General features: G+C 63.5%; 23 protein-coding genes. 16 read left to right on the forward strand and 7 right to left on the reverse strand.

Going from position 1 to position 20,282, the window contains the following annotated elements:
* Positions 1-116 precede the first annotated feature (116 nt).
* From rpiB to rpsD, 6 genes are all read left to right on the forward strand, one after another.
* On the forward strand, positions 117-563 hold the full coding sequence (gene rpiB, locus ACUXST_RS04995; protein ID WP_458388832.1) for a ribose 5-phosphate isomerase B: 447 nt from the start codon (positions 117-119) through the stop codon (positions 561-563).
* Positions 563-1,882 carry a serine hydroxymethyltransferase gene (gene glyA / locus ACUXST_RS05000; RefSeq protein WP_458388833.1) on the forward strand — a complete coding sequence of 440 codons (1,320 nt, stop codon included), beginning with the start codon at positions 563-565 and terminating at the stop codon, positions 1,880-1,882. The genes rpiB and glyA overlap by 1 nt, the downstream gene beginning before the upstream one ends.
* A 3-nt stretch (positions 1,883-1,885) precedes the next feature.
* Complete coding sequence (gene nrdR, locus ACUXST_RS05005) at positions 1,886-2,368, forward strand: transcriptional regulator NrdR (protein WP_458388834.1); 483 nt, start codon at positions 1,886-1,888, stop codon at positions 2,366-2,368.
* Positions 2,365-3,090, forward strand: coding sequence for an RNA methyltransferase (locus ACUXST_RS05010; protein ID WP_458388835.1), 726 nt, complete (start codon positions 2,365-2,367; stop codon positions 3,088-3,090). Before nrdR ends, ACUXST_RS05010 begins: the two co-directional genes overlap by 4 nt.
* 61 nt (positions 3,091-3,151) lie before the next feature.
* Positions 3,152-3,409, forward strand: a complete 258-nt coding sequence (locus ACUXST_RS05015) for a hypothetical protein (protein ID WP_458388836.1) — start codon at positions 3,152-3,154, stop codon at positions 3,407-3,409.
* A gap of 151 nt (positions 3,410-3,560) precedes the next feature.
* Positions 3,561-4,175: a 30S ribosomal protein S4 gene (rpsD, locus tag ACUXST_RS05020; RefSeq protein ID WP_458388837.1), complete on the forward strand. Its 615-nt coding sequence runs from the start codon at positions 3,561-3,563 to the stop codon at positions 4,173-4,175.
* A 58-nt stretch (positions 4,176-4,233) separates the two neighbouring features.
* Here rpsD and ACUXST_RS05025 read toward each other — a convergent pair whose 3' ends face one another.
* Positions 4,234-5,781, reverse strand: a complete 1,548-nt coding sequence (locus tag ACUXST_RS05025) for an alpha-N-arabinofuranosidase (protein WP_458388838.1) — start codon at positions 5,779-5,781, stop codon at positions 4,234-4,236.
* Between the two features lie 10 nt (positions 5,782-5,791).
* Entirely contained in the window at positions 5,792-7,567 is a 1,776-nt protein-coding gene (locus tag ACUXST_RS05030) for a M61 family metallopeptidase (protein WP_458388839.1), read from the reverse strand.
* A 113-nt stretch (positions 7,568-7,680) separates the two neighbouring features.
* Between ACUXST_RS05030 and ACUXST_RS05035 the strand changes: the two genes are divergently transcribed.
* Positions 7,681-8,655, forward strand: a complete 975-nt coding sequence (locus ACUXST_RS05035; protein ID WP_458388840.1) for an agmatine deiminase family protein — start codon at positions 7,681-7,683, stop codon at positions 8,653-8,655.
* Positions 8,652-9,503 (forward strand): N-carbamoylputrescine amidase, encoded by an 852-nt coding sequence (gene aguB, locus ACUXST_RS05040; RefSeq protein WP_458388841.1) that lies wholly within the window; start codon positions 8,652-8,654, stop codon positions 9,501-9,503. Before ACUXST_RS05035 ends, aguB begins: the two co-directional genes overlap by 4 nt.
* A 28-nt stretch (positions 9,504-9,531) precedes the next feature.
* On the opposite strand, the gene ACUXST_RS05045 is transcribed toward aguB, so the two are convergent.
* On the reverse strand, positions 9,532-10,206 hold the full coding sequence (locus tag ACUXST_RS05045) for a uracil-DNA glycosylase (RefSeq protein ID WP_458388842.1): 675 nt from the start codon (positions 10,204-10,206) through the stop codon (positions 9,532-9,534).
* 23 nt (positions 10,207-10,229) lie between these two features.
* Between ACUXST_RS05045 and folK the strand changes: the two genes are divergently transcribed.
* Entirely contained in the window at positions 10,230-10,721 is a 492-nt protein-coding gene (gene folK / locus ACUXST_RS05050) for a 2-amino-4-hydroxy-6-hydroxymethyldihydropteridine diphosphokinase (RefSeq protein ID WP_458388843.1), read from the forward strand.
* A 180-nt stretch (positions 10,722-10,901) separates the two neighbouring features.
* Positions 10,902-11,351 (forward strand): hypothetical protein, encoded by a 450-nt coding sequence (locus tag ACUXST_RS05055; RefSeq protein ID WP_458388844.1) that lies wholly within the window; start codon positions 10,902-10,904, stop codon positions 11,349-11,351.
* A 90-nt stretch (positions 11,352-11,441) separates the two neighbouring features.
* On the opposite strand, the gene ACUXST_RS05060 is transcribed toward ACUXST_RS05055, so the two are convergent.
* Complete coding sequence (locus ACUXST_RS05060; protein ID WP_458388845.1) at positions 11,442-11,732, reverse strand: hypothetical protein; 291 nt, start codon at positions 11,730-11,732, stop codon at positions 11,442-11,444.
* Between the two features lie 808 nt (positions 11,733-12,540).
* Here ACUXST_RS05060 and ACUXST_RS05065 point away from each other — a divergent pair.
* The 6 genes from ACUXST_RS05065 to ACUXST_RS05090 all read left to right on the forward strand — a co-directional run bounded on the left by ACUXST_RS05065 (position 12,541) and on the right by ACUXST_RS05090 (position 17,352).
* Positions 12,541-13,380 (forward strand): hypothetical protein, encoded by an 840-nt coding sequence (locus ACUXST_RS05065; RefSeq protein ID WP_458388846.1) that lies wholly within the window; start codon positions 12,541-12,543, stop codon positions 13,378-13,380.
* Positions 13,367-13,648 carry a PqqD family protein gene (locus ACUXST_RS05070; RefSeq protein WP_458388847.1) on the forward strand — a complete coding sequence of 94 codons (282 nt, stop codon included), beginning with the start codon at positions 13,367-13,369 and terminating at the stop codon, positions 13,646-13,648. Before ACUXST_RS05065 ends, ACUXST_RS05070 begins: the two co-directional genes overlap by 14 nt.
* Positions 13,635-14,081, forward strand: coding sequence for a lasso peptide biosynthesis B2 protein (locus ACUXST_RS05075; RefSeq protein ID WP_458388848.1), 447 nt, complete (start codon positions 13,635-13,637; stop codon positions 14,079-14,081). The genes ACUXST_RS05070 and ACUXST_RS05075 overlap by 14 nt, the downstream gene beginning before the upstream one ends.
* A 90-nt stretch (positions 14,082-14,171) precedes the next feature.
* Entirely contained in the window at positions 14,172-14,294 is a 123-nt protein-coding gene (locus ACUXST_RS05080) for a hypothetical protein (RefSeq protein ID WP_458388849.1), read from the forward strand.
* Between the two features lie 80 nt (positions 14,295-14,374).
* Entirely contained in the window at positions 14,375-16,303 is a 1,929-nt protein-coding gene (locus ACUXST_RS05085) for an asparagine synthase-related protein (protein ID WP_458388850.1), read from the forward strand.
* 2 nt (positions 16,304-16,305) lie between these two features.
* Positions 16,306-17,352, forward strand: a complete 1,047-nt coding sequence (locus ACUXST_RS05090; protein WP_458389015.1) for a nucleotidyltransferase domain-containing protein — start codon at positions 16,306-16,308, stop codon at positions 17,350-17,352.
* Here the strand turns inward: ACUXST_RS05090 and ACUXST_RS05095 are convergent.
* From ACUXST_RS05095 to ACUXST_RS05105, 3 genes are read right to left on the reverse strand one after another with little or no spacing between them, the layout of a single operon-like run.
* Positions 17,306-17,722: a hypothetical protein gene (locus ACUXST_RS05095; protein ID WP_458388851.1), complete on the reverse strand. Its 417-nt coding sequence runs from the start codon at positions 17,720-17,722 to the stop codon at positions 17,306-17,308. The two genes, ACUXST_RS05090 and ACUXST_RS05095, sit on opposite strands and share 47 nt — an antisense overlap.
* Positions 17,723-17,749: 27 nt before the next feature.
* Positions 17,750-19,123, reverse strand: coding sequence for an O-antigen ligase family protein (locus ACUXST_RS05100; RefSeq protein ID WP_458388852.1), 1,374 nt, complete (start codon positions 19,121-19,123; stop codon positions 17,750-17,752).
* The gene (locus tag ACUXST_RS05105) at positions 19,116-20,225 is read right to left on the reverse strand and encodes a hypothetical protein (RefSeq protein WP_458388853.1); all 1,110 of its coding nucleotides are present in this window, start codon (positions 20,223-20,225) and stop codon (positions 19,116-19,118) included. The genes ACUXST_RS05100 and ACUXST_RS05105 overlap by 8 nt, the downstream gene beginning before the upstream one ends.
* Positions 20,226-20,282: the final 57 nt, after the last annotated feature.

Here is a 20,282-nt window from a genome sequence, read left to right on the forward strand (position 1 = left end):
GCTACGGAAGTTGCCCAACGACCGCAATTCGCCAGAACAGAGGGTTCCTCCGAGTTTATGGTCGGGAGACATTTGCCGCGGTGGCAAAGCCCTCGGTTGACCGCTAGAGGTTCGACATGCGCATCGCACTCGCGGCGGATCACGCCGGCTACCTCCTCAAGGACGAACTCGCGCAATGGCTGCGCGACCAAGGGCATGAGGTTACAGACCTCGGCACCAATGGACCCGAAAGCGTCGATTATCCCGAATACGGCGCCAAGCTCGGGTCGTTCATCGGACTTGGCAAAGCGGATCGGGGAATCGCTGTCTGCGGGTCGGGCATTGGCATCTCCATCGCCGTGAACCGCAACATGGAATGCCGCTGCGCTCGCGTCGACGAGCCGCTTTCGGCGCAGCTTGCCCGCGAGCACAACGACGCGAACGTGCTCGCTTTGGGCGCTCGCCTGATTGGGCCAGACTTGGCGAAGGCGTGCGTCCAGGCGTTCCTCGAAACCGACTTCGCCGGCGGTCGCCACGGGCGCCGCGTCGACCAACTCTCACGCGAACTGCAGGAAAGCGACTGATGGCCACCGCCGCCGAACTCGATCACGACCAGAACTACCGCGTCCCGCCGGGCTTCTTCACCAACGGGCTCGCAGAGAACGACTCTGCCGTGGAGGACGCGATCCGTTCCGAACTTCATCGCGAGCAGACGCAGATCGAACTGATCGCTTCGGAAAACATCGTCAGCAAGGCGGTGCTCGAAGCACAGGGCTCGGTCCTCACCAACAAATATGCCGAAGGCTACCCCGGCCGTCGCTACTATCAGGGCTGCGCTCCGTCGGACGCAGTGGAAACGCTGGCGATCGAGCGTGCGAAGAAGCTGTTCGGCTGCGGCTTTGCCAATGTTCAGCCGCACTCCGGGGCGCAGGCCAATGGCGCCGTGATGATGGCGCTGCTGAAGCCTGGCGACACCATCATGGGCCTCAGCCTCGCGGCTGGCGGGCACCTGACGCACGGGGCGCCGCCGGCGCAGTCCGGCAAGTGGTTCAACGCGATCCAGTATGGAGTCCGCCAGGACGATCACCTCGTCGATTTTGACGAAGTGGAGCGTCTCGCCAAGGAACACCGGCCGAAGATGATCATCACGGGCGGCTCGGCCTACCCGCGCCACTTCGACTTCAAACGTTTTCGCAACATTGCGGATGAGGTTGGCGCTCTGTTGATGGTCGACATGGCCCACTTTGCCGGCCTCGTCGCGGCGGGCGAGCACCCATCTCCATTCGGCCATGCCCATGTCGTCACCACGACCACCCACAAGACCTTGCGAGGGCCCCGGGGCGGCATGGTGCTGACCGATGACGAAGCTATTTCGAAGAAGATCAACTCGGCCGTTTTCCCAGGGCTTCAGGGCGGACCGCTGATGCACGTCATCGCCGCCAAGGCAGTCGCGTTCGCCGAAGCCCTACAGCCGGAGTTCAAAGCCTACGCCAAGGCCGTCATCGCCAACGCGCAGACCCTCGCCAATCGCCTCAAGGAGCGCGGCGCCGACCTGGTTGCCGGCGGGACCGACACGCATCTTGCCCTCGTCGACCTGCGTCCGCTTGGCCTTACCGGCAAGGACGCCGACGAGAGCCTGGAGCGCGCTGGCATCACCTGCAACAAGAACGGCGTGCCGTTCGACCCGCTGCCGCCTATGCAGACCAGCGGCATCCGCGTCGGCTCACCCGCCGGCACTACCCGCGGGTTCGGCCAGGCCGAGTTCCGCGACATCGCTGACATGGTCGCGGACGTGCTCGACGGCCTCAAGGGCAACGGCCTTGAGGGAAATTCAGGCGTCGAGCGGGCAGTCACCGAGCGCGTCCGCGAGTTCTGCGCCCGGTTCCCGATCTATCAGGGATAAGGAATGCGCTGCCCATTCTGTGCGCATGAAGACAGCCAGGTGAAGGACAGCCGCCCGTCGGAAGACGGAGCGGCGATCCGGCGCCGGCGTCAGTGTGAGGCCTGCGGGGCTCGCTTCACGACTTTCGAGCGCGTGCAGTTGCGCGAGCTCACGGTCGTGAAGAAGGACGGCAAGCGCGAGCCGTTCGACCGGGACAAGCTCGCCCGCGCCATCGGCCACGCGACCCGCAAGCGAGAGATCGACGCGAGCAAGATCGACCGGCTCGTCAGTGGAGTTCAGCGGCAGATGGAGACGCAAGGCGACGAAGTCTCGACGGTCCGCATCGGCGAGGCAGTCATGGCCGGTCTGCGTGCGCTTGACCACGTCGCCTACATCCGGTTCGCGAGCATCTACAAGGACTTCAGCGACCCGGGCGACTTCGCCGAGATTGCCGAGCGGGTCGAAAAGGAGGCGACTCCTCCGGCGGGCCACGACAAGCTGCTGTGAGCGCGACTTCGAAGCCGGTCATCGTCCTCGTCCGTCCCCAGCTCGGCCAGAACATCGGCAAGGCGGCACGGGCGATGCTGAACTTTGGCCTGACCGAGATGCGCCTGGTAGCGCCACGCGACGGCTGGCCGAACCCAGATGCCGGGCCGAGTGCCAGCGGTGCCGACATCGTGCTTGAGCAGGCGGAGGTATTCGGGACGGTCCAGGAAGCGATCGCCGACTGCGCAACCGTGTTTGCGTCGACCGTTCGCCGCCGGGATCTCGTGATGCCGGTCGTGGGGCCTGATGGAATGGCCGATGCAATCGCCGCATCCGGTCATCGCGCGGCGATCCTCTTCGGCCCCGAGCGGTCCGGCCTCGAAACTGAAGACGTCGCGCTAGCCAACGCCATCGTAACCGTGCCGATCAATCCGCAGTTCGGGTCGCTGAACCTCGCGCAGGCGGTAATCCTCCTCGCCTACGAATGGTCGAAGCGGACCGAACTCGCACAGCCGACTGTCAAGGAGACGGAGCCTCCTGCCGTGAACGCAGAAGTCGACGCGCTCATCGGCCACCTCGACGAGGAACTGGTCGCCAAAGGGTACTACCATCCGCCGTCCCGCACCCAGGCGACGAAGAACACGATCCGGACGATTTTCATGAAGACAGGCTGGTCGTCCCGAGAGGTGAAAGCGGTGCGCGGCATTATCCGAGCTCTGATCGGACCGCCGCGGAACCGCTGAGGAGTGCTTGGGTCCGCTGGAAAACTGTGGCATGCTGCGAGCAGCCCAGTGAGGTAGTTAAATGATTACGCTTTTTGTCGGACTGGCCGCAGCTGCCCAAGCAAAGGCCGCAACACCGCCAGCCACCCCGGTCGATGCCGATCCAGTGATTTGCCAGCGCGACAACACCTCTGAAGTCGGCACGCACATGAAACCCAAGAAGATCTGCATGAAGAGGTCAGATTGGGACATCGTCGAGAAGCAGACCCATAAAGAACTTCAATCACTGCGGGATCGCAACTCCTTCGATCCGGGCCGCGCCGAGGGTCACCGCCCTTAACCGCATCCTCCAGGTTGCTTTTTCTAGCGGCGTTCCCTAGGTGCGCCCCTCGCAATTGATCCCGCACGTCCGGTGAAGCGGTGATCGCATCAGGTGCACGGCCTGGTGGTGGATTCCGGGCAATCCGACTTAGCGAATTGGAGAATTGATCGTGACCAAGCGCACCAGCGCCAAATACAAGCTCGACCGCCGCATGGGCGAGAACGTCTTCGGACGTCCCAAGAGCCCCGTGAACCGCCGCGAGTACGGCCCCGGCCAGCATGGCCAGCGCCGCAAGGGCAAGGTTTCCGATTACGGCGTGCAGTTGCGCGCCAAGCAGAAACTCAAGGGCTATTACGGCGACATCACCGAGAAGCAGTTCAAGAAGAACTATTTCGACGCTACCAGCATGAAGGGCGACGCGTCGCAGAACCTGATTGGCCTGCTCGAGCGCCGCCTCGACATGGTCGTGTATCGCGCAAAGTTCGCTCCGACGATCTGGGCCGCTCGCCAGATCGTCAGCCACGGCCACATCCGCGTCAACGGCGTGAAGTGCAACATCGCGTCTCGTCGGGTGAACGTCGGCGACGTCGTCGAGCTCGGCACCAAGGCGCAGGAGATGGCGCTCGTGATCGAGGCGCAGAGCCTGGCAGAGCGCGAAGTACCCGATTACGTCGTTCCCGACGGCAACACCAAGGTGACCTACACCCGCGTGCCGAAGCTCGACGAAGTGCCTTATCCGGTGCGCATGGAGCCGAACCTCGTTATCGAGTTCTACTCCCGCTAATCCAAACGGCTAGCGGAACAAGCAAGGGCGGCCCGGCAAGTCCGGAGCCGCCCTTTCTTCATGAGGCGATCTTCAGCACCACGATCGACTTGGACGGCATCTTCACGTGCCAGCCGTTGGCGATCCGCCGCACTCCTGTGAACGGGCGAGAACGGACGTCTTCCGGGACTCCGAAGTGATTGCGCGAATCCATTGCTGACGCTGTGAGGATCTGACCAGTTGCGCGACCCGCCGCTGCCAAGTTGAGATCGATCTCCGCGCTTTCATCGACATCGATGTTGACCAGTCCGACATAAGTCGCGCCGTCCGTCCCCTTCGCGGCCGTGACGTCAAGCGCGGGCAGCTTGGCGCTGCCGCTAGCAAGCTCCGGCGTCTGGACGTGAACCGGTACGGAAGTCGCCCCCTGAAAGGGCGCATACATCTGGAAGGCATAGTAGGTCGGCGTCCGGATTATCTGGGCGCCATCGGTCATGATGACCGACTGAAGTACGTTCACCATCTGGGCGATGTTCGCCATCCGGACCCTGTCGGCGTGGCGCTGGAAGATGTGGAAGTTGGTCGCCGCCACGAGCGCGTCGCGAAGCGTGTTCTCCTGCCAGAGCGCCGGTGCCCCGGCCGGCGTGTCGTACCAGGTCCCCCACTCGTCGACAGCAAGTGCCGCCTTCTTGCCCGGGTCCGCGCGGTCGAGGATTGCCGAGTGCTTGGCGATCATCTCCTCGATCCGGCGGGTCTGAACGAAGGTCTGGAGCCACTCGGCCTTGGTGAAGCCCGTCGCCGCTCCCTTGTGCGCCCAGTCGCCGGTCGGAAGCGTGTAATAGTGAAGTGACAACGCGTCGAACTTGTCGTGGGACTTCGCGATTTCGCTGCTCCAGCTGTAATCGTCGCCTGACGGGCCGACCGCGATGATCTTAGGACCATCGTCCTGGCGGACGAACGTTCCGAATATGCGCAGCAGTGGCGCGTATTGCTCCGCGGTCAAATTGCCGCCGCAACCCCAGCTCTCGTTGCCGATGCCGGCATAATCGATGCGCCACGGTTTCTCGCGTCCGTTAGCTCGGCGCTCGCCCGCGAGGCGGGAGTGGCTTGGGGAGGTTACATATTCCACCCAATCCTTGGCTTCGCCCGCGGACCCGGTCCCGACGTTGACGCTGAGGAACGTTCGGGCCCCGATGAGTTCGGCGAAGTCGAAATATTCGTCGGTGCCGAAGGCATTCGATTCCTCGTTATTGCCCCACCAGCGATTGAGCGTGACCGGCCGCCGCGAGCGCGGGCCGATCCCGTCGCGCCAATGATAGGTGTCGGCGTAGCAGCCACCCGGCCAGCGAAGCACCGGCACGTGCAACGCCTGCAGCGCCTGGAGGACGTCGCGCCGATAGCCTCGGACATTTGGTATCGGCGAGTTCTCGCCGACCCAGATGCCGCCGGTGATCCCCTTGCCAAGCTGCTCCGCGAATTGACCGTAGATATCCGGCTCGATCCGAGGTCCCGGGTGGGCCACGTCCAAGGTAGCCGTGGCGCGGATCTGCGCGTTAGCGACGCCAGCGCAAAGTGTCAGCGCCAAGGCCGTTGCCGAACCAAGCACCCTCATCGTCACCGTCTTTTTCACGGCGCGCCGCCTAACTCGCAGCGGGGTACGGGATTTGCAGCCAGCGTTGGAAAAGCGCCTTCTGCCCTGCCGTGGGACTGGCGACCGGAACGATCGTCGGGGGCCCATCGGGTGTCGACCCCAGCTTCATCGTCTTCTGCGCCAGTTTGTCGTGCCGGAAGTACGTCACGGTGACGGTATCACCCGCGCGACGCTCGTCAATCGCGGCCTCGAACCTGTCCTTGCCGGCGCGGTGGCCGTCCAGTGCGACGATGATGTCATCCGGCACGAAGCCCGCATTCCAGGCTGGGCTGCCCTTCTCGACGGTCGCCAATCGCATTCCGCCCTCGCCCTGGTCGCCAGTCCAGCCTGCCCACGCCGCATTCCCCGCCGGGTCGACGAGCTTCAACCCGACCGGTGCAAGCAGTGCGTCGAAGTCGACGGCCACCGGCGCCTGGACGCTGCGCCGCCACCAGGGCTCCCATGAGGTCCCGGTCAACTGCTGCAGAATGTCGAGCATGTCGCGGTCCGTGAAGCCCGCACGGCCACTCAGGAATCGCTGATAGAGCGCCTTGTGGACATCGCGATAGGACACCCTGCCCTGCGTCTGCTGGAGCAAGGCGATGTCGAGCATCCACGAGACGATCGAGCCTTGCGTGTAGATGTCGACCGAAGCGTTCTTCGCACGATCGCCCGAAACCGAAATCCATTCGTTGAACGAGGCATCGGCGACGGATTGCACGGCCGCGCCGGGAGTGTGCCGGTGCTGGTCGATGGTCTGGGCGAGCACATCGAAATACTCATGGGGCTTCATAAGCCCCGTCTGCAGCAGCGGCTGATCCTCGAAGTAGCTGGTCGACCCTTCCGCAACCCATAGCAGGTCGGAGTAATTCTCCTTGTCGTAGTCGTACGGCACCAGTCCAGCCCCCCGGTACGACTTGACGTTCCAAGTGTGGATGAACTCGTGGGAAGCGGTCGACAGAAACGCGAGATAGCCGCGCCGCGAGTGGAACATGTAACGCGGGAATTGCATCACCGTCGAATTCAGGTGCTCGGTGGCGCCGCCGCCGTTCTCATCGTGCGCGTGGATGATGAAAAGATAGCGCCGGAAGGGGTAAGCGCCCCAGATCGTGCCCGCCTGCCCGACGATCTTCTTCAGGTCGGCGACTGCGCTCGGCGCATCGTAATTACCCTCGCCCCAGAACACGACGTCGTAGTCCCGCTGCCCCTCCTTGAAGTGATAGGTCTGGTGGATGCCAGTCTCGATCGGAGAGTCGACCAGCGTGTCCCAGTTCTTGGCGACGAAGCGGTTCCGGCCTGCCGAGTCCATGCCCGAGACACTGTCCCATCCGCTGGGGACCTGGAGCGCGACGGACACGTCCTCGCCACGGTAACGGTCGGCGTACATGAACACGGCGGATGCATCGAGGTAGGCGTGGGTGTCGTCGATGTGCCGGCTGCGCGACAGGAGCTCGTTGGCGTAGAGCTCGTACGAAATCTGCACTGGACCGGGCTGCTGCAGGTAGATTCGCCAGGTGGACTTGTCGGTCTTCTCCCAGCGCAGCGGTCGCCCCCGGGGATCGACGGCGCTGAAGGAGCGCACCCCGTTGGCGAGGTTCATGATCGTGTAGCGCCCGGTCCGCCAGGCAGGCATCTTGACGTCCAGATATGGCCCTGAACTTACCGGGAAGACTGCTGTGACCTGGCCGGTGTGATGTTCGGGAGCGCTGAGGTCGATCCCGTAGCGCACCGTGGCATCGGCACTCGTCGCCGCAGCCACCAACCCAAACGCAAGAACATATCTCATCAATGTAACTTCTCCCCGGTGTGTGCCTATTGTTAGCAGTGGACGCCGCGAACGGAACGGCAGATCGACCGGCGGCTTTCCACCTCAGGCCCACTCGATTAGGCGCATGCCGCATGACAGCTCTCCCACTTCCCGAATGGGCCCTGCACGAAGCCGTTTGGATCGGCTTTCCCAGTGACCCGTCGCTCTGGCTCGCCGACCTCAAGGAAGCGGAACGCGAAGTCGCTGCGTTTGCCGAAGCAGTGCATGCCGACGGCAGCGGCGAGAAAGTATGGCTTGTCGCAGCACATGAAGAGGCGGCCGAGAGCGCCCGGCGTCTGGCTCCCTTCGCCGATGTCATCGTCGAGCAGTTCGGAGACATCTGGCTGCGCGACACCGGACCGATCGTCCTCGGGACGGCCAAAGACAAACGGGCGCAGGGCTTCGGCTTCAACGGCTGGGGCGGCAAGTACGACCTGGAGGGCGACGAGGACATCGGCGAGCGGCTTGCCGTCCAGGCGGGGCTGCCCTTCTCCATGGCGGACTGGGTGCTCGAGGGCGGCGCAATCGATCACGACGGCACCGGCACGGTTCTGACGACGGAGCAGTGCCTCCTCAACCCGAACCGGAACGCCCTGACACGCACTCAGGTGGAGGAGCGGCTTGGGCAAGAACTTGGCTTCAATCGGGTGGTCTGGCTCGGCTCCGGACTCATGAACGATCACACCGATGGCCACGTGGATAATCTAGCGCGGTTTGTTGCCGAAGGGCGGGTGGCGATCCCCACGCCCGCTGACGACGACCCGAACGCTGCGATTTACGACGACGCAAGGCGGCGGCTGCTCGGTGCGAAGCTTGAAGTCGTCGAGCTCCCCTCACCCGGGCGCATCCTCAGCGACGAAGGCGACATCATCCCTGCAAGCTACATGAACTTCTACATCGGTAACGCCGCCGTGGTGGTGCCGCAGTACGGCGCCGCTAACGACAGCGCCGCCGTCGCAGCCGTTCAGGAGCTCTTTCCCGATCGCGTTGCAATCGGCCTTCGCGCCGACCACATCCTGACTGGCGGCGGAAGCTTCCACTGCATCTCGCAACAGGTTCCTCAATGACCGAGCTCACCGTCGCTGCACTGCAGCTTGCCTTCACCGAAGACACGGACGCGAACATCCGCTCCGTGGCCGAGCTGGTGCGAGAAGCCGCCGGCAAAGGTGCGCAAGTCGTGCTGCCGCCGGAGCTCTTCGAAGGGCCGTACTTCTGCAGGGTCGAGGACGAGAGCCTCTTCGCGACAGCCAAGCCGACGGCCGAGCATCCATCCGTGCTGGCGATGCAGAAGCTCGCCGACGAGCTGAAGATCGCGATCCCGACGAGCTTCTTCGAGCTGGACGGACCACACCACTACAACTCCCTCGCGATGATCGGTCCGGACGGAAAGATCGCCGGCGTCTACCGGAAGAGCCACATCCCTGACGGACCGGGCTACGAGGAGAAGTTCTACTTCCGGCCTGGTAACACGGGTTTCAAGGTCTGGCAGGGTCCGGAGCGGTCAACGCTGGGTGTCGGCGTTTGCTGGGACCAGTGGTACCCGGAGACCGCGCGCGCGATGATGCTGATGGGCGCCGAAATACTCTTCTATCCGACAGCGATCGGCACCGAGCCACACGACCCCGACCTCGACACATCACGACTTTGGCGGCGGGCGATGATCGGCCATGCGGTGTCGAACGTCGTACCCGTTGTCGCCGCCAACCGCATCGGCACCGAGCACGGCCAGCGCTTCTACGGCCACAGCTTCATCTGCGACGAGCGGGGCGACATCCTCGCGGAGTTCGGCGCCAACGACACGGGCGTTCTCGTTGCCACGCTCGACCTCGCACAGGCGAAGAAGCACCGGGCTGCGTTCGGCTTCTTCCGCGACCGCCGGCCCGAGCTATACGGCCGCCTCGTCGAGGACGTATAGCCAAAGACCGGCATTCGTCGCTGGTGATCTAAGCGGCCGACCTCAGTTCCAATGCCCGCTCGAACACGCTTTCGAACATCGCATCGTCCAATCGGCCGGTGTTCTGGTTGTATCGTGAGCAATGATAGCTGGAGAGCAGGACTCGTCCGCCGGGCGCTACAGCTTCCGCGCCATGACCGAATTTGGTCGATGAGGGTGGAAGGCCAAGCGCACGGGCAGCAGCGACGTGGGCGATCTGCCCGAGCGCAATCAGCACCTGGGTCGTAGGCAGCACCGCAAGCGCGGCTTCGAAGTAATTCCGGCAAGTCCTGATCTCGGCGGGCTCCGGCTTGTTGGCCGGAGGCAGGCATTTGACCGCGTTCAGGATGATCGCGCCCTTCAGCCGCAGCCCGTCGGCCGGATCGGCAGCATAGGTGCCTTCAGCCAGCCCAAACTTGAGAAGCGTGGCGTAGAGCAGGTCGCCCGCGTAATCGCCGGTGAATGGCCGTCCCGTTCGGTTCGCGCCGTGCTTTCCTGGGGCCAGGCCAACGATCGCCAGCCACGCACCGCGGTCACCGAAGGCCGGCACTGGTGCGTTCCACCACATCGGGAACTCGGTCCGGCACTCCTCCCGGAAGCGAACGAGCCGCGGGCACAACGGGCAGTCGCGCGGCGCCTCCGCCTCTGGAACGGGCGACAGCTCGGCTGGGGTGGCGAACGTCATTGCACTGACCTAGGCGAGCAGCCGTGGCACAAGCAACGCACCTCTACGCCATCGCAATCGGGTCCAACCGGCCCCACGGCCGGTTCGGCAGGCCCGCCGGCGTCGTTGCCGCAGCGATTGCACGCCTGGATGACGATTTCGGGCTGTTCGTTTCCTCGCCGATCATGCTCAACGCAGCACACGGTCGGGCCGGCCGCGAGTTCGCCAACGCGGTTGCGCTCGTCGAAAGCAGCCTTGAGCCCCTGCCGATGCTCCGCCGGCTGAAGGCCATGGAGCGAGAGTTCGGTCGCCGGCCTGGGCGCCGCTGGGGACCGCGCGTCCTCGACCTCGACCTCGTCCTGTGGAGCGGCGGCCGCTTCAGCTCGCGAACCCTGACGGTGCCGCATCCCCGCATCGAGGAGCGCAGCTTCGTGCTCGACCCGCTCGCCGCAATCGCTCCGGGCTGGCGCGTCCGCGGCGCCCTCAGTGCACGGCATCTTGCCGAGCGCCTTGCCCGCCGAGCGCCACGCGGGTAACCGCCGCGGCAGGTGGGCCCATAGCTCAGTTGGTAGAGCAACTGACTTTTAAAGCTTTCATTAACTCATTGGTTTTCAATGACTTAGTGACCACGCGACTCTCTTTTGTGAGTCAGTGTGCGAAAGATGTGCGGATTTCCGCACTTTTCTGCAAAGCAAAAGTCGCACACTAGTGGCGCAATGAGTTCAGCGGATCGAGCCAAGCAATTCAGTGAACTGCATCAGAGGGGACTAACCCTTCTCCATGACCAAACGCGAGCGCTGGACGCGTTGATCGACGAATTGAACGTCCTTGATGATGACAAGGACCAACCCACGATCAGAATTCCATTACTGATGGCCCAAGCGACGGTCGTATCGTTGCACAGCGTCATAGCGCTTACGCGGACACCAGACATGGCTATTCGCGATGGTTTTGGCATCGCGCGATCTGCGGTCGAGACCGCGTTGAATGCCGCATACATCGCCGCTGGCGGCACAACTCTCGCCGAGCAAGCCATTCGGCATATGCGGCAAAAGCGTTGGCGTGATCTTAACCGAGAGGCATACATCGACGGCGCGCGCACGACGCTCAGTCTCGATGTCGGCCTTACTCCCAACGACCTACCCGGGCTGTCTTCACGCAATTGATCGACGATATGGGGAACTTGGACTGCGCCGTCGGGGATGTGCCGTGACGACCGGATATATGACAGTGGGCCGTACTGAGTTGGAAGCCTATCAGAAACCGATCCGCTTGGCTTCCGACTGCAATTTGTTGACTGCGATCATCTGCACGCTGACCTGTGTGTAGTGCTGGATGATACGCGCCGCCCTGCCCTCGCCGTCCACGCCTTCGAACACGACCATCTGTCCGGCCATCCGAAAACTTTCGACGTGGATCGTGCGTTCGCCGCCATTCGCTACGACGCCCAATTCCGTTTCCTTGGAGAGGCTGTCCTGAAACTTTCTGATTTCCTCGACCAGATCCTCGAAAGCGCTTTCCGGGATGGATTTGATCTGGAAGTCCATTCCAAGCCTCTCCGCATTACAGGGCGGCTCAATGCTGCCGCGTGGGACTGGTGAGCCGTGCTGGATTCGAACCAGCGACCTACTGATTACATACCCACCACGGTTTTCACCGCCGCCCAAATGGGCGTTTGGAGTCTGGACTTTCCCTTCACCATGCCAGCTTGCGCTGGTTTAGGCGGGTGCCATCAAGTCTCTACACCTTCCAGAGTTTCCTCTGGCTTGGCTCGGGATTGCCATCGCCGCGACGCGGAAGGGTTCCCCGAATTTGACACCTGTTCACCAAGCAGTTTCCTGCTTGGGCTTCCGCCGAAAGTCAGTTGCTCTACCGACTGAGCTAACGGCCCACCGAACGCGCGCATTACGTGTGGATTTCAATGCTTTCAAGGATTGGTCCGGAAACGTCCATCGCGTGTGCAGAAAACTCAGTTGGCAGAAGAACCTATCGAACTGAGCCAAGGTTCTGATCTGGCGCGTCGGAAATGCGCTTTAGTGTGCGACTAGTGTGCGACTTTCCAATCCGCAATACGCACACTAACGCCCCTGCAGTCCCCCAAGACGTTAACGAGAATGGCGAAAATCCTAGCTTTCTGCGGTTCAATTCCCTAATTGCCTAGTGACTTTTAATCAGTAGGTCGCTGGTTCGAATCCAGCTGGGCTCACCAATCGTCCCGCCAGCGTCTACTGAGTGATCGATGCAGCTCGTCGAGTTCAACTGTTGGCCACAGCGCGCGAGGAAGACTTGACCATCGTATCACCGCGCGGGGCTGGGAGCGCCGACCCGGTGTCGGAACTTCCCTCGCAATTACTCATGGATGGCGAAACCAAGGTCTCCTACGGCACGGTGCCGCACAGCCTGTTCGGCGACGCACTGGACGAGATGCGTTGGCACATGCAGGAAGATCGCTTCCTGCTCCGCACGCCCGGCGAGCATTACTTCCTGTATCGCAAGGGCCACGGCATTACCGTCGAGCGCGGTGAGGGCAGCGACGTCAGTGAAGAATCCCTCTGGCTGAACGGCAGCGTCTATTCTGCGATTGCCAGCATGAACGGGCTGCTGCCGATCCACGCATCAGCGGTTGCGTGCGGAGGCGTCGTGACGGCTTTCACCGGCCCTGCGGGCGCAGGCAAGTCGACGCTGGTCGCCGCTCTGGCGGCCCATGATCTGCCGATGTTTTGCGACGACACGCTCGTTCTCGACCTTTCGGATCCGAACCGCATCATGTGCCTGCCAGGCCACAAGCGGCTGAAACTGCGAGCCGATGCGCTACAGCTGACCGGAGCGAGCCCGCAGGAGAAAGTCTCGGAAACGGTCGACAAATTCTACGCACTGCCGAATGCTGGGGACGTGGGCGTTCCCCTTCCCCTCGGAGAGCTGATCTTCCTCGAAGAGGCGCCAACGGCCGAACTCACGGCAATTGTGGGGGCGGAGCGTTTCGTCCGTATCCAGGACGATCACCAGACCGCGCACCTGTTCGCGGGAGCACGGCAATTCGATCGCACAGAGCAATTTGCGCACCTTGCCCGCTTGGCCAGGCAGATCAGGATGGCGCGGTTCGCGAGGCCACGCGATGCTACCCGTTTCGCGGCGGGCGTTGCGCTGGCTGCGGAGCACGTCACAAAGGCGGCAACAGACAGTGAAGTCCGATGAAATGAGCACCATCCAGAAGCAGGCTGACCGCTTCACCGAAACCGACATCGACCAGGAGATCGTCGTCATGAGGATCGACAATGGCGAGTTCTTTTCGCTGGCCGGGACCGCTGCAGCTGCGTGGCGCCTGATCGATGGATCGCGCGATCGAGCTAAGCTGATATTGGATCTCGCAGGCCATTACCAAACCAGTCAGGAGGAGATTGCCGGGGAGGTGGACGAGTTCCTCGAGCAGCTCAGGAGCGCTGGTCTACTTGCGTCCACCTAGTCCCTGGCAGTCGCGTTTCCGCACCGCGATCGCGATGGCCGCACTTTGTCGGGCGCGCCTAATGGTGTCGGCACAACCGTTCCACCGCTGGCGCCGTTCGCTCGGCTGGGCTGACGCTGAACCGCTCTCCGAAGAAGATTTGGCCCGAGCCCGCCGGCTCGCGGCGGATGTGGAGTGGGCGGCGAAACGATTGCCATTCCCAACCAAGTGCCTGCCGCGCGCGATGGCGCTCAGTTGGAGATTACGGCGCGAGGCTATCGGCCACACGGTCGTCTTCGCTGTCCGGCCTTCTGATTATCGCGGCTCGAGCCACGATCTGCACGCCTGGGTGGACCTGGCCGGCGTCAGGATTCTTGGTGATTTGCCCGGACCGTGGGTGGAAACGTTGCGGCTCGGCGACAGTTCGGTTCAGCCGCGTCAAAAACAGGCTTAGTGCGGTTGCAGCCTTGCAAATTAACCTCCAGTTGCGCATTACAGCTGTGAGCGGCGCTCTGCGCGCCGCTGCTTGCGTAGGGAGCTCGGGATGACGAAGGAAACGGTTACGCTTAAGGAGTGGACCAAGCCCGAACTCCGGCGTCTCGGCGAAATCAAGGATGTCGCGGCAGCTCAGGGCGCTGGCGCCCAGGGTGGCGGCGCGAAGACCTGATCCGGCCTTTGCCGCCCAGAACTGCAAAACAACACCATCGTTTGCGTAAACTTCTCAGCAACTTGAACCACTAAGCTGCTATGCTGGCTTTCGCGTGGGCGTGGGCCGGTGATGCGCGCTCGACCTCCCGAGGACTCGCGCTCAGGCTAGGCGCCTCCCTCTGCGCCGGGATTGGCGGACACGCAGGCATCGCCGAGATCGGCAATCTTCAGTTCGCCTACCGCCCGCTCCGCTCAACTGCAGCGCGGTCGAAGGCCTGGCGGCCCGCCATCCTGCCAAGCGGCGCAATTTCCGTCTTCCACGGCTATTTCGACAATGCAGCGCAAGTTGCAGCCGAGCTAGGCGCCAGCGCGAACGATCTGTCGCGTCTGTACGCGCTGGCAGTCGAAGCATGGGGCGACGAAACCGACCTCCGTGTAATTGGCGAATATTGCGCGCTCGTCGTCCAGCCCGATGCCGCTCACCTGCGACTGTCTCGAAGCCCTTTCCGTGCTCCGCCGCTCTACTACTCGTTCGACGCGGCTCGCGTGTTGGCCGGCTCCGTACCACGCACCTTCTTCGCAGCGGGATTGACCCAGACGCTCAACGAAGCTCGCGTCGCCGACAGTGCGATGATCAATTTCTCCGACCAGGAAGCGAGCTGGTTCGAGCAGATCTCGCGCGTGCCGCTAGGAAGCGTGGTGGAGCTTCATCGTGGCGCCGAGCGACGCCTCGTCCGTTACTACGACGCGCAGTCGATCTCGACGATCAACGTTGACGACGCGCAGGCGCTTCGCCGCGTAGGCGAACTGCTCGACGAGGCCGTTCGCGCATGTCTGGTCGGATTTCGCCAGCCGGGGGCGACCCTGTCGGGCGGCCTCGACTCCAGTCAGGTGGCCGTTCGCGCGCTTGCTGCCCTGCCCGCCGATCAGACGCTCCCGACCTTCACCTTCTGCCCGGAAGAAGGCTTCGACAACCGGGTCCAAGAGGGAACGATTGGCGACGAACGGCCTATCGTCGAAGCCTTCGCCGCGATGCACCCCAGGATCGAGCCGCACTTCACAGCAAACGAGGGGTACGGGCACGATCATCGCTGGAATGACTTTTTCCACCTGATGGGTGGCGCCCCGTCGGGGCTGTGCAACCTATACGTGTTCCATGGCCTGTTCGCCGGCGCCGCAAAGCGTGGGTGTGACCTCCTGCTCGTCTCGGACTGGGGCAACAATGCATTTAGCGACAAGGGTTACTGGGGGTTCGTCGAATATCTTCTGAAAGGCCGATGGCGCCAGCTCTGGCTCGCCCTGCGCAGGTTTCCGATCCAGAGCAGATCATTGATGTGGCGGTTCGGTGCGCAATGCGTCCTGCCCCTACTGCCACATCGGCTTTGGCGCCGTGTGAGGGATGCGGTGCTGCCGGGCGAGGCGTCCATGCTGGAATTGATGCAGCCGCTCACCCGCGAATATCGGGCCAACTCCGGCGCGGACCAGCGCCTCGCCGAATCCGGGCTCGTGTTTGAGCGGTATCAGCCATGGAACGCCCGCGACGCGCGGCGACTGCTGCTCCAGAACGACGACGGCGAGAGCGCGGAGATCTACCAGGGGTTCGAACAGATGTACGGCATCGCGCAGCGCGACCCGCTCGCCTATCGACCGTTGGTTGAATATTGCTGGAGCTTGCCAACCAGGATTTTCATGCGTGACGGAGTGATGCGCTGGCTGGCAAAGGAACTTGCCAGGGGCATCATGCCCGAAGAGCAGCGCGCCAATCGCCTCAACGGCCGCTGGGATTCCGACTGGCACTTGCGTATCGGCCGGCGCCGCGACGACCTCCTTGCCGAATTGGACAAGCTGCAGAACGACGCACGCCTGCGAGGCATGCTCGACATTCCCCGGCTTCGCTCGGCACTGGAGGACTGGCCGGAACAAACCCCGACCCGGAACGCGGACATTGCCGCGCGCGAGTTCACTGTGCCGCGCGCACTGCTCACTGCACGGTTCATCAAATACGTCGAAGCACGGAATGCTCCGTGAGTATGGCTGCGGCCGTAGGCGCGGAATTGTCGCTGCTCTCGCGCTGCTGCCAATGGAATTTCGCGGGCTCTGAACCCGGAGCATTTGACGTTCCGGCTGACGTCGACTGGCCCAGGTTCGTGGAGATAGCCCGCTTTCACCGCTCGCAGGGCCTCGCGTGGAACGCACTTTCCGCGAACTCGGTAGCCCTCCCCTCCGATGTTTCAGCCGCGCTTTCGGCGGACGCGCGTGTGATCGCCGCCACCAATCTGGCTGTGCATCACGAATGCGCTCAGTTGAATCACGCGTTTGAGCGAGCGAGGATCGCCATCCTGTTCATCAAGGGCCTCAGCGTCGCGGCGCTCGCCTACCGTTCGCCGATGCTGAAGATGGCCTGGGATATCGACATCCTGATCGATCCGGCGGAACTGGCTGCTGCAGCAGAGATCCTGAAGGCGAGAGGTTTCTCCCCTACCGTGCCGGAGACGCTCGCCGAGCTGGATGGGTGGCATCGCCGATCCAAGGAGTCGGTTTGGAGCCGGCCCGACGGCCTGCATATCGAGCTTCACACGCGGCTCGCCGACAACCTGGCCTTGATCCCGAGCTTGTCCGTCCACTCTCCATCCCAAAAAGTCGAAATCGGCGGACAAACCTTGCTGCCGACGCTCGCGGACGAGGAGCTGTTCGCCTACCTTTGCGTCCATGGCGCCTCCAGCGCCTGGTTTCGATTGAAGTGGATCAGCGATCTCGCGGGCATGATTGCGGGTCGGTCCGTTGGTGACATCGAGCGGCTCCGCCAGCGAGCGCAGGAACTCGGAGCCGGACGTGCGGTGGGTCAGGCGCTCCTGATTGCGCACCACCTCCTTGGGACAGCGTTGTCTGGCTTCACCATCGATCGCTCTACGCAGCGCCTCGCGGATGCAGCCTTGCAGCAATTGGCGCAGAGCACCGAGCCCACCGAGCGGACACTCGGCACCTGGCGCATTCACTGGACTCAGCTGCTGCTCAAGAATGGCATCGGCTTCAAGGCCGGCGAGGTCGTCCGCCAGCTCCGCGACGCGATCCGCTAGCTGACATCGCAAAAAGCTCTGGGCGAGTTCGCGCTGCAAGCATCAACACGGCCGGAACAACCATCGTCAGCAGCAAATCCTTCGCCGACTCACCATATTGCTCTGCCGCGTTCGGCCACTGCTCCATCCAGAGATCCACGGCTTCATTGAACAGGATCGCCGCAAGCACCACGATCAGTGGCAGCCAGTCCGTGAGCCGCCTCCGCAGAAGCATTGCCGCGACCAGCCAGAGGCCGACCCCGGCGAGAACGTGCAAGGCGTCGCTGCTGATCACCGACGCATGTTCGATGAACATCTTGGCCTTGTACCAGGATAGCATGCCCTGCTCGCCGAAGTGCACGATGGCATGGCCCCGAGTTGCGTAGCTCATCGGGTAGAATGCCGTCTGACGGGCGGGTTACTCGATGACGACATGCCGGGTCGGCCTGAGCTCCGGTGGCTCCGGCTGCTGCTCTGAGGTCCGTCGCAGAATCAGCAGTCCGAGGCACATCGCAAAGCAACTGCTGATAGCGGCAGTGCGCAGCGGGAAATCGACGATGCTGTGAACGAGGATGGCGGCAGACGCGATCCCCGCGGCTCGCGCAAATGGCCCCGGATGCTGCGCGGTCCAGGTTCCAAGCGTCGCCCGTGCCCACCACAGCAAGAACAGAGCAATCAGCAGTACACCTGGCAGCCCAGTTTCGAGCGCGAGCTCGACATAGTCGTTGTGCGCGTGATTGATCGAGGTGGTGGGGTCGAGCTGATCGTGGTCTTCGTGCAGGGAATAGACGCGTGCAAAGGTGCCGATCCCCGAGCCCAGCGGCATGAACGCCCGGGTCGCAGCGAGTGAAGTGGAGAGGATCTGCTGCCGGGAAGTGACCGACGTCGTCGCCTCGTTGCGGAGAACGCTTCCGCCGATCGGCATCAGGACCAATCCAGCGACGGCGATCGCGAGAAGTGCGCCCGTGCCCGCCCAAACCCAGGGCCGCGCTCGTGAGCCCCGTGGGAGCAACAGGACAAGACTTGCGAGTACCACTGGAATGGCAAGCCCGTAGCCCGCAAGCGAGCCGTTAAGCGCCAATCCGACCACGACCACTAGGGCCGCAGCGCCGACCAGCGCGATCACGCCTGAATAATGCTGCAGGCTGCTGCGTCGTTCGCGTGCCGACGCAATCAGCGCGGCCAGGAACGGGATTGAGATGACCAGCAAAGTTGCCATGTGGTTGGCGTTGGCGAAGAAGCCCGTTGCTACACCGACGTTGGTTTCCGGATAGAGATACCAGGGCGACTGCGACGCCGATGGGCTGCTAACCTGGAGGACGCCGAGGAGGATTCCGGCGAACAGCCCCGCGAGCAACGCTGCAACGAGCCACAGCGGCCGCGTTCCAATCCGCACTACCACCAACAATAGCGCGAGCGGCGGGATGACGGTTAGCAGGGTCGCGATGCTGTCGTAGGGCGCGACGGAAATCGGCATGGACGGCACCGGCAAGCCAAAAACGCCATAGCCCGCCGCGAGGGCTGCCCGGCCTCCGAGGTGCGGCCAGAGCGAGGCAGGGAGTGGAAAGAGCTGAATCGCGACGAGTGCCAGCGCCAGCAGGATGACGATCGAAAGCTGCCGCTCCCGCGCCGACGGCGGTTCGGCGCTCGGCGCGATGACAGCCCAAGCGAGGAGCCCCAGGCCGAGCAACTGCAGCAGCATGTTGGCGAACACGCCCTGGGCGCTGCCGCCGAGGATGAGGCAGAGGAAGAGATAGATCGGCGCCCCCGCCTCGCCCCAGCGCCTACCCACCCGGCTGCTCCCGAGTCAGGCGAAGGCCACTGATCGTCACGTCGACGCTCTGGGGAAGCTCCGGTGCAGTCCCGGCAAGTTGCAGCCACTGCGCGGTACAGCCTGCTGGCACCTCGAACGAGGAGTTAATTCTGGGTGCGAGGCGAACGCCGAGAAGCGGCGTCTGCGCGTTCGCACAGGTCACGGTCCAGCCAAGCGTTCCTCCGGCTTGGCCGGAGACCTGCATCGCAATGCGGTATTTCCCCGGGGCCAGCCGCAACAGTTGGGTGGCGAGGACGCCATCTTCCTGGGCGTAATAGAGGACGTGGAGCCTGCCGCCGCCCTGCCGCTCCGCCAAGCCCGCGGCAGAGGCGGTGAGTGTCCAGTTGAAGGGCGCGGGCGCTGCAGCATCCTTGAACGCGGTGTCGTAGATCAGGGCGCCCGGCGCGCGCTTCACCTGGGCGACACTGGTCCAGACGTCAGCGGCCTTGGCGTAGTCGCCGGACTTGACGAGTGCCAGCAGCAGGCGGTCAGCCCACGGCCTAGCCTGGCCCGTCCGCCGCGGCGTGGCGAGTTGAAGGATCAAGTCGCTATTGGCGGGGTCCGTCGCGAGGACACCCAGAGTGGCGTCCTCGATCTGCGGATCGGACCGGAAAAGGGCGTGGAGTTCGGGCAAGTTCCGGGATTCGCGGGCATAAGTGGCGACGTAGGGTGACAAGGCCGCAATCCCGTCCGGAATCATGCGTGCAAGCACCGCAACTTCACGCAGACCACGCGGCGCATCACCGGTCCTCAGATAATGATCGGCCAGGAAGTAGCGCGCAGGCACCGAGCGGCCGTCGCGCAACTCGGCCGCGAGGAATGCCCTCGCCGCGAGGCTCTCGTCCCCGGCGACACGCGCCTGCACGCCGCGGACGAGGAAGGGCTCGGCAGCAAGCGGCGCCTTGCGGGCTGCATCCCTGACATCCTCGAGCACATCGGGCCTGACTTGCTGCTGAGCGCGAGTTGCCGCTGCGATCTGTGTGAGGCTGGCCCACAGCTCCGCCCGCGGATTGCTGTGCCAGGCAGCAAGAGCCCGCTGAGGGCGTGTTTCGGCATATTGCGCGACGAACGCATTCCGCACGACCACAACCGCGATCAGGAGCGCGGCCGCAACCGCGACGACTGCCCGGCCGATCAG

The organism is Sphingomonas sp. F9_3S_D5_B_2 (assembly GCF_054263715.1).

Excerpts from the sequence above, each read along its gene's own strand:
- rpiB (WP_458388832.1), top strand. The coding sequence starts at position 117 with ATGCGCATCGCACTCGCGGCGGATCACGCCGGCTACCTCCTCAAGGAC.
- glyA (WP_458388833.1), top strand. The coding sequence starts at position 563 with ATGGCCACCGCCGCCGAACTCGATCACGACCAGAACTACCGCGTCCCG.
- nrdR (WP_458388834.1), top strand. The coding sequence starts at position 1,886 with ATGCGCTGCCCATTCTGTGCGCATGAAGACAGCCAGGTGAAGGACAGC.
- ACUXST_RS05015 (WP_458388836.1), top strand. The coding sequence starts at position 3,152 with ATGATTACGCTTTTTGTCGGACTGGCCGCAGCTGCCCAAGCAAAGGCC.
- ACUXST_RS05030 (WP_458388839.1), bottom strand. The coding sequence starts at position 7,567 with ATGAGATATGTTCTTGCGTTTGGGTTGGTGGCTGCGGCGACGAGTGCC.
- ACUXST_RS05035 (WP_458388840.1), top strand. The coding sequence starts at position 7,681 with ATGACAGCTCTCCCACTTCCCGAATGGGCCCTGCACGAAGCCGTTTGG.
- aguB (WP_458388841.1), top strand. The coding sequence starts at position 8,652 with ATGACCGAGCTCACCGTCGCTGCACTGCAGCTTGCCTTCACCGAAGAC.
- ACUXST_RS05045 (WP_458388842.1), bottom strand. The coding sequence starts at position 10,206 with ATGACGTTCGCCACCCCAGCCGAGCTGTCGCCCGTTCCAGAGGCGGAG.
- ACUXST_RS05055 (WP_458388844.1), top strand. The coding sequence starts at position 10,902 with ATGAGTTCAGCGGATCGAGCCAAGCAATTCAGTGAACTGCATCAGAGG.
- ACUXST_RS05060 (WP_458388845.1), bottom strand. The coding sequence starts at position 11,732 with ATGGACTTCCAGATCAAATCCATCCCGGAAAGCGCTTTCGAGGATCTG.
- ACUXST_RS05065 (WP_458388846.1), top strand. The coding sequence starts at position 12,541 with ATGGATGGCGAAACCAAGGTCTCCTACGGCACGGTGCCGCACAGCCTG.
- ACUXST_RS05080 (WP_458388849.1), top strand. The coding sequence starts at position 14,172 with ATGACGAAGGAAACGGTTACGCTTAAGGAGTGGACCAAGCCCGAACTC.
- ACUXST_RS05085 (WP_458388850.1), top strand. The coding sequence starts at position 14,375 with ATGCTGGCTTTCGCGTGGGCGTGGGCCGGTGATGCGCGCTCGACCTCC.
- ACUXST_RS05090 (WP_458389015.1), top strand. The coding sequence starts at position 16,306 with ATGGCTGCGGCCGTAGGCGCGGAATTGTCGCTGCTCTCGCGCTGCTGC.
- ACUXST_RS05095 (WP_458388851.1), bottom strand. The coding sequence starts at position 17,722 with ATGAGCTACGCAACTCGGGGCCATGCCATCGTGCACTTCGGCGAGCAG.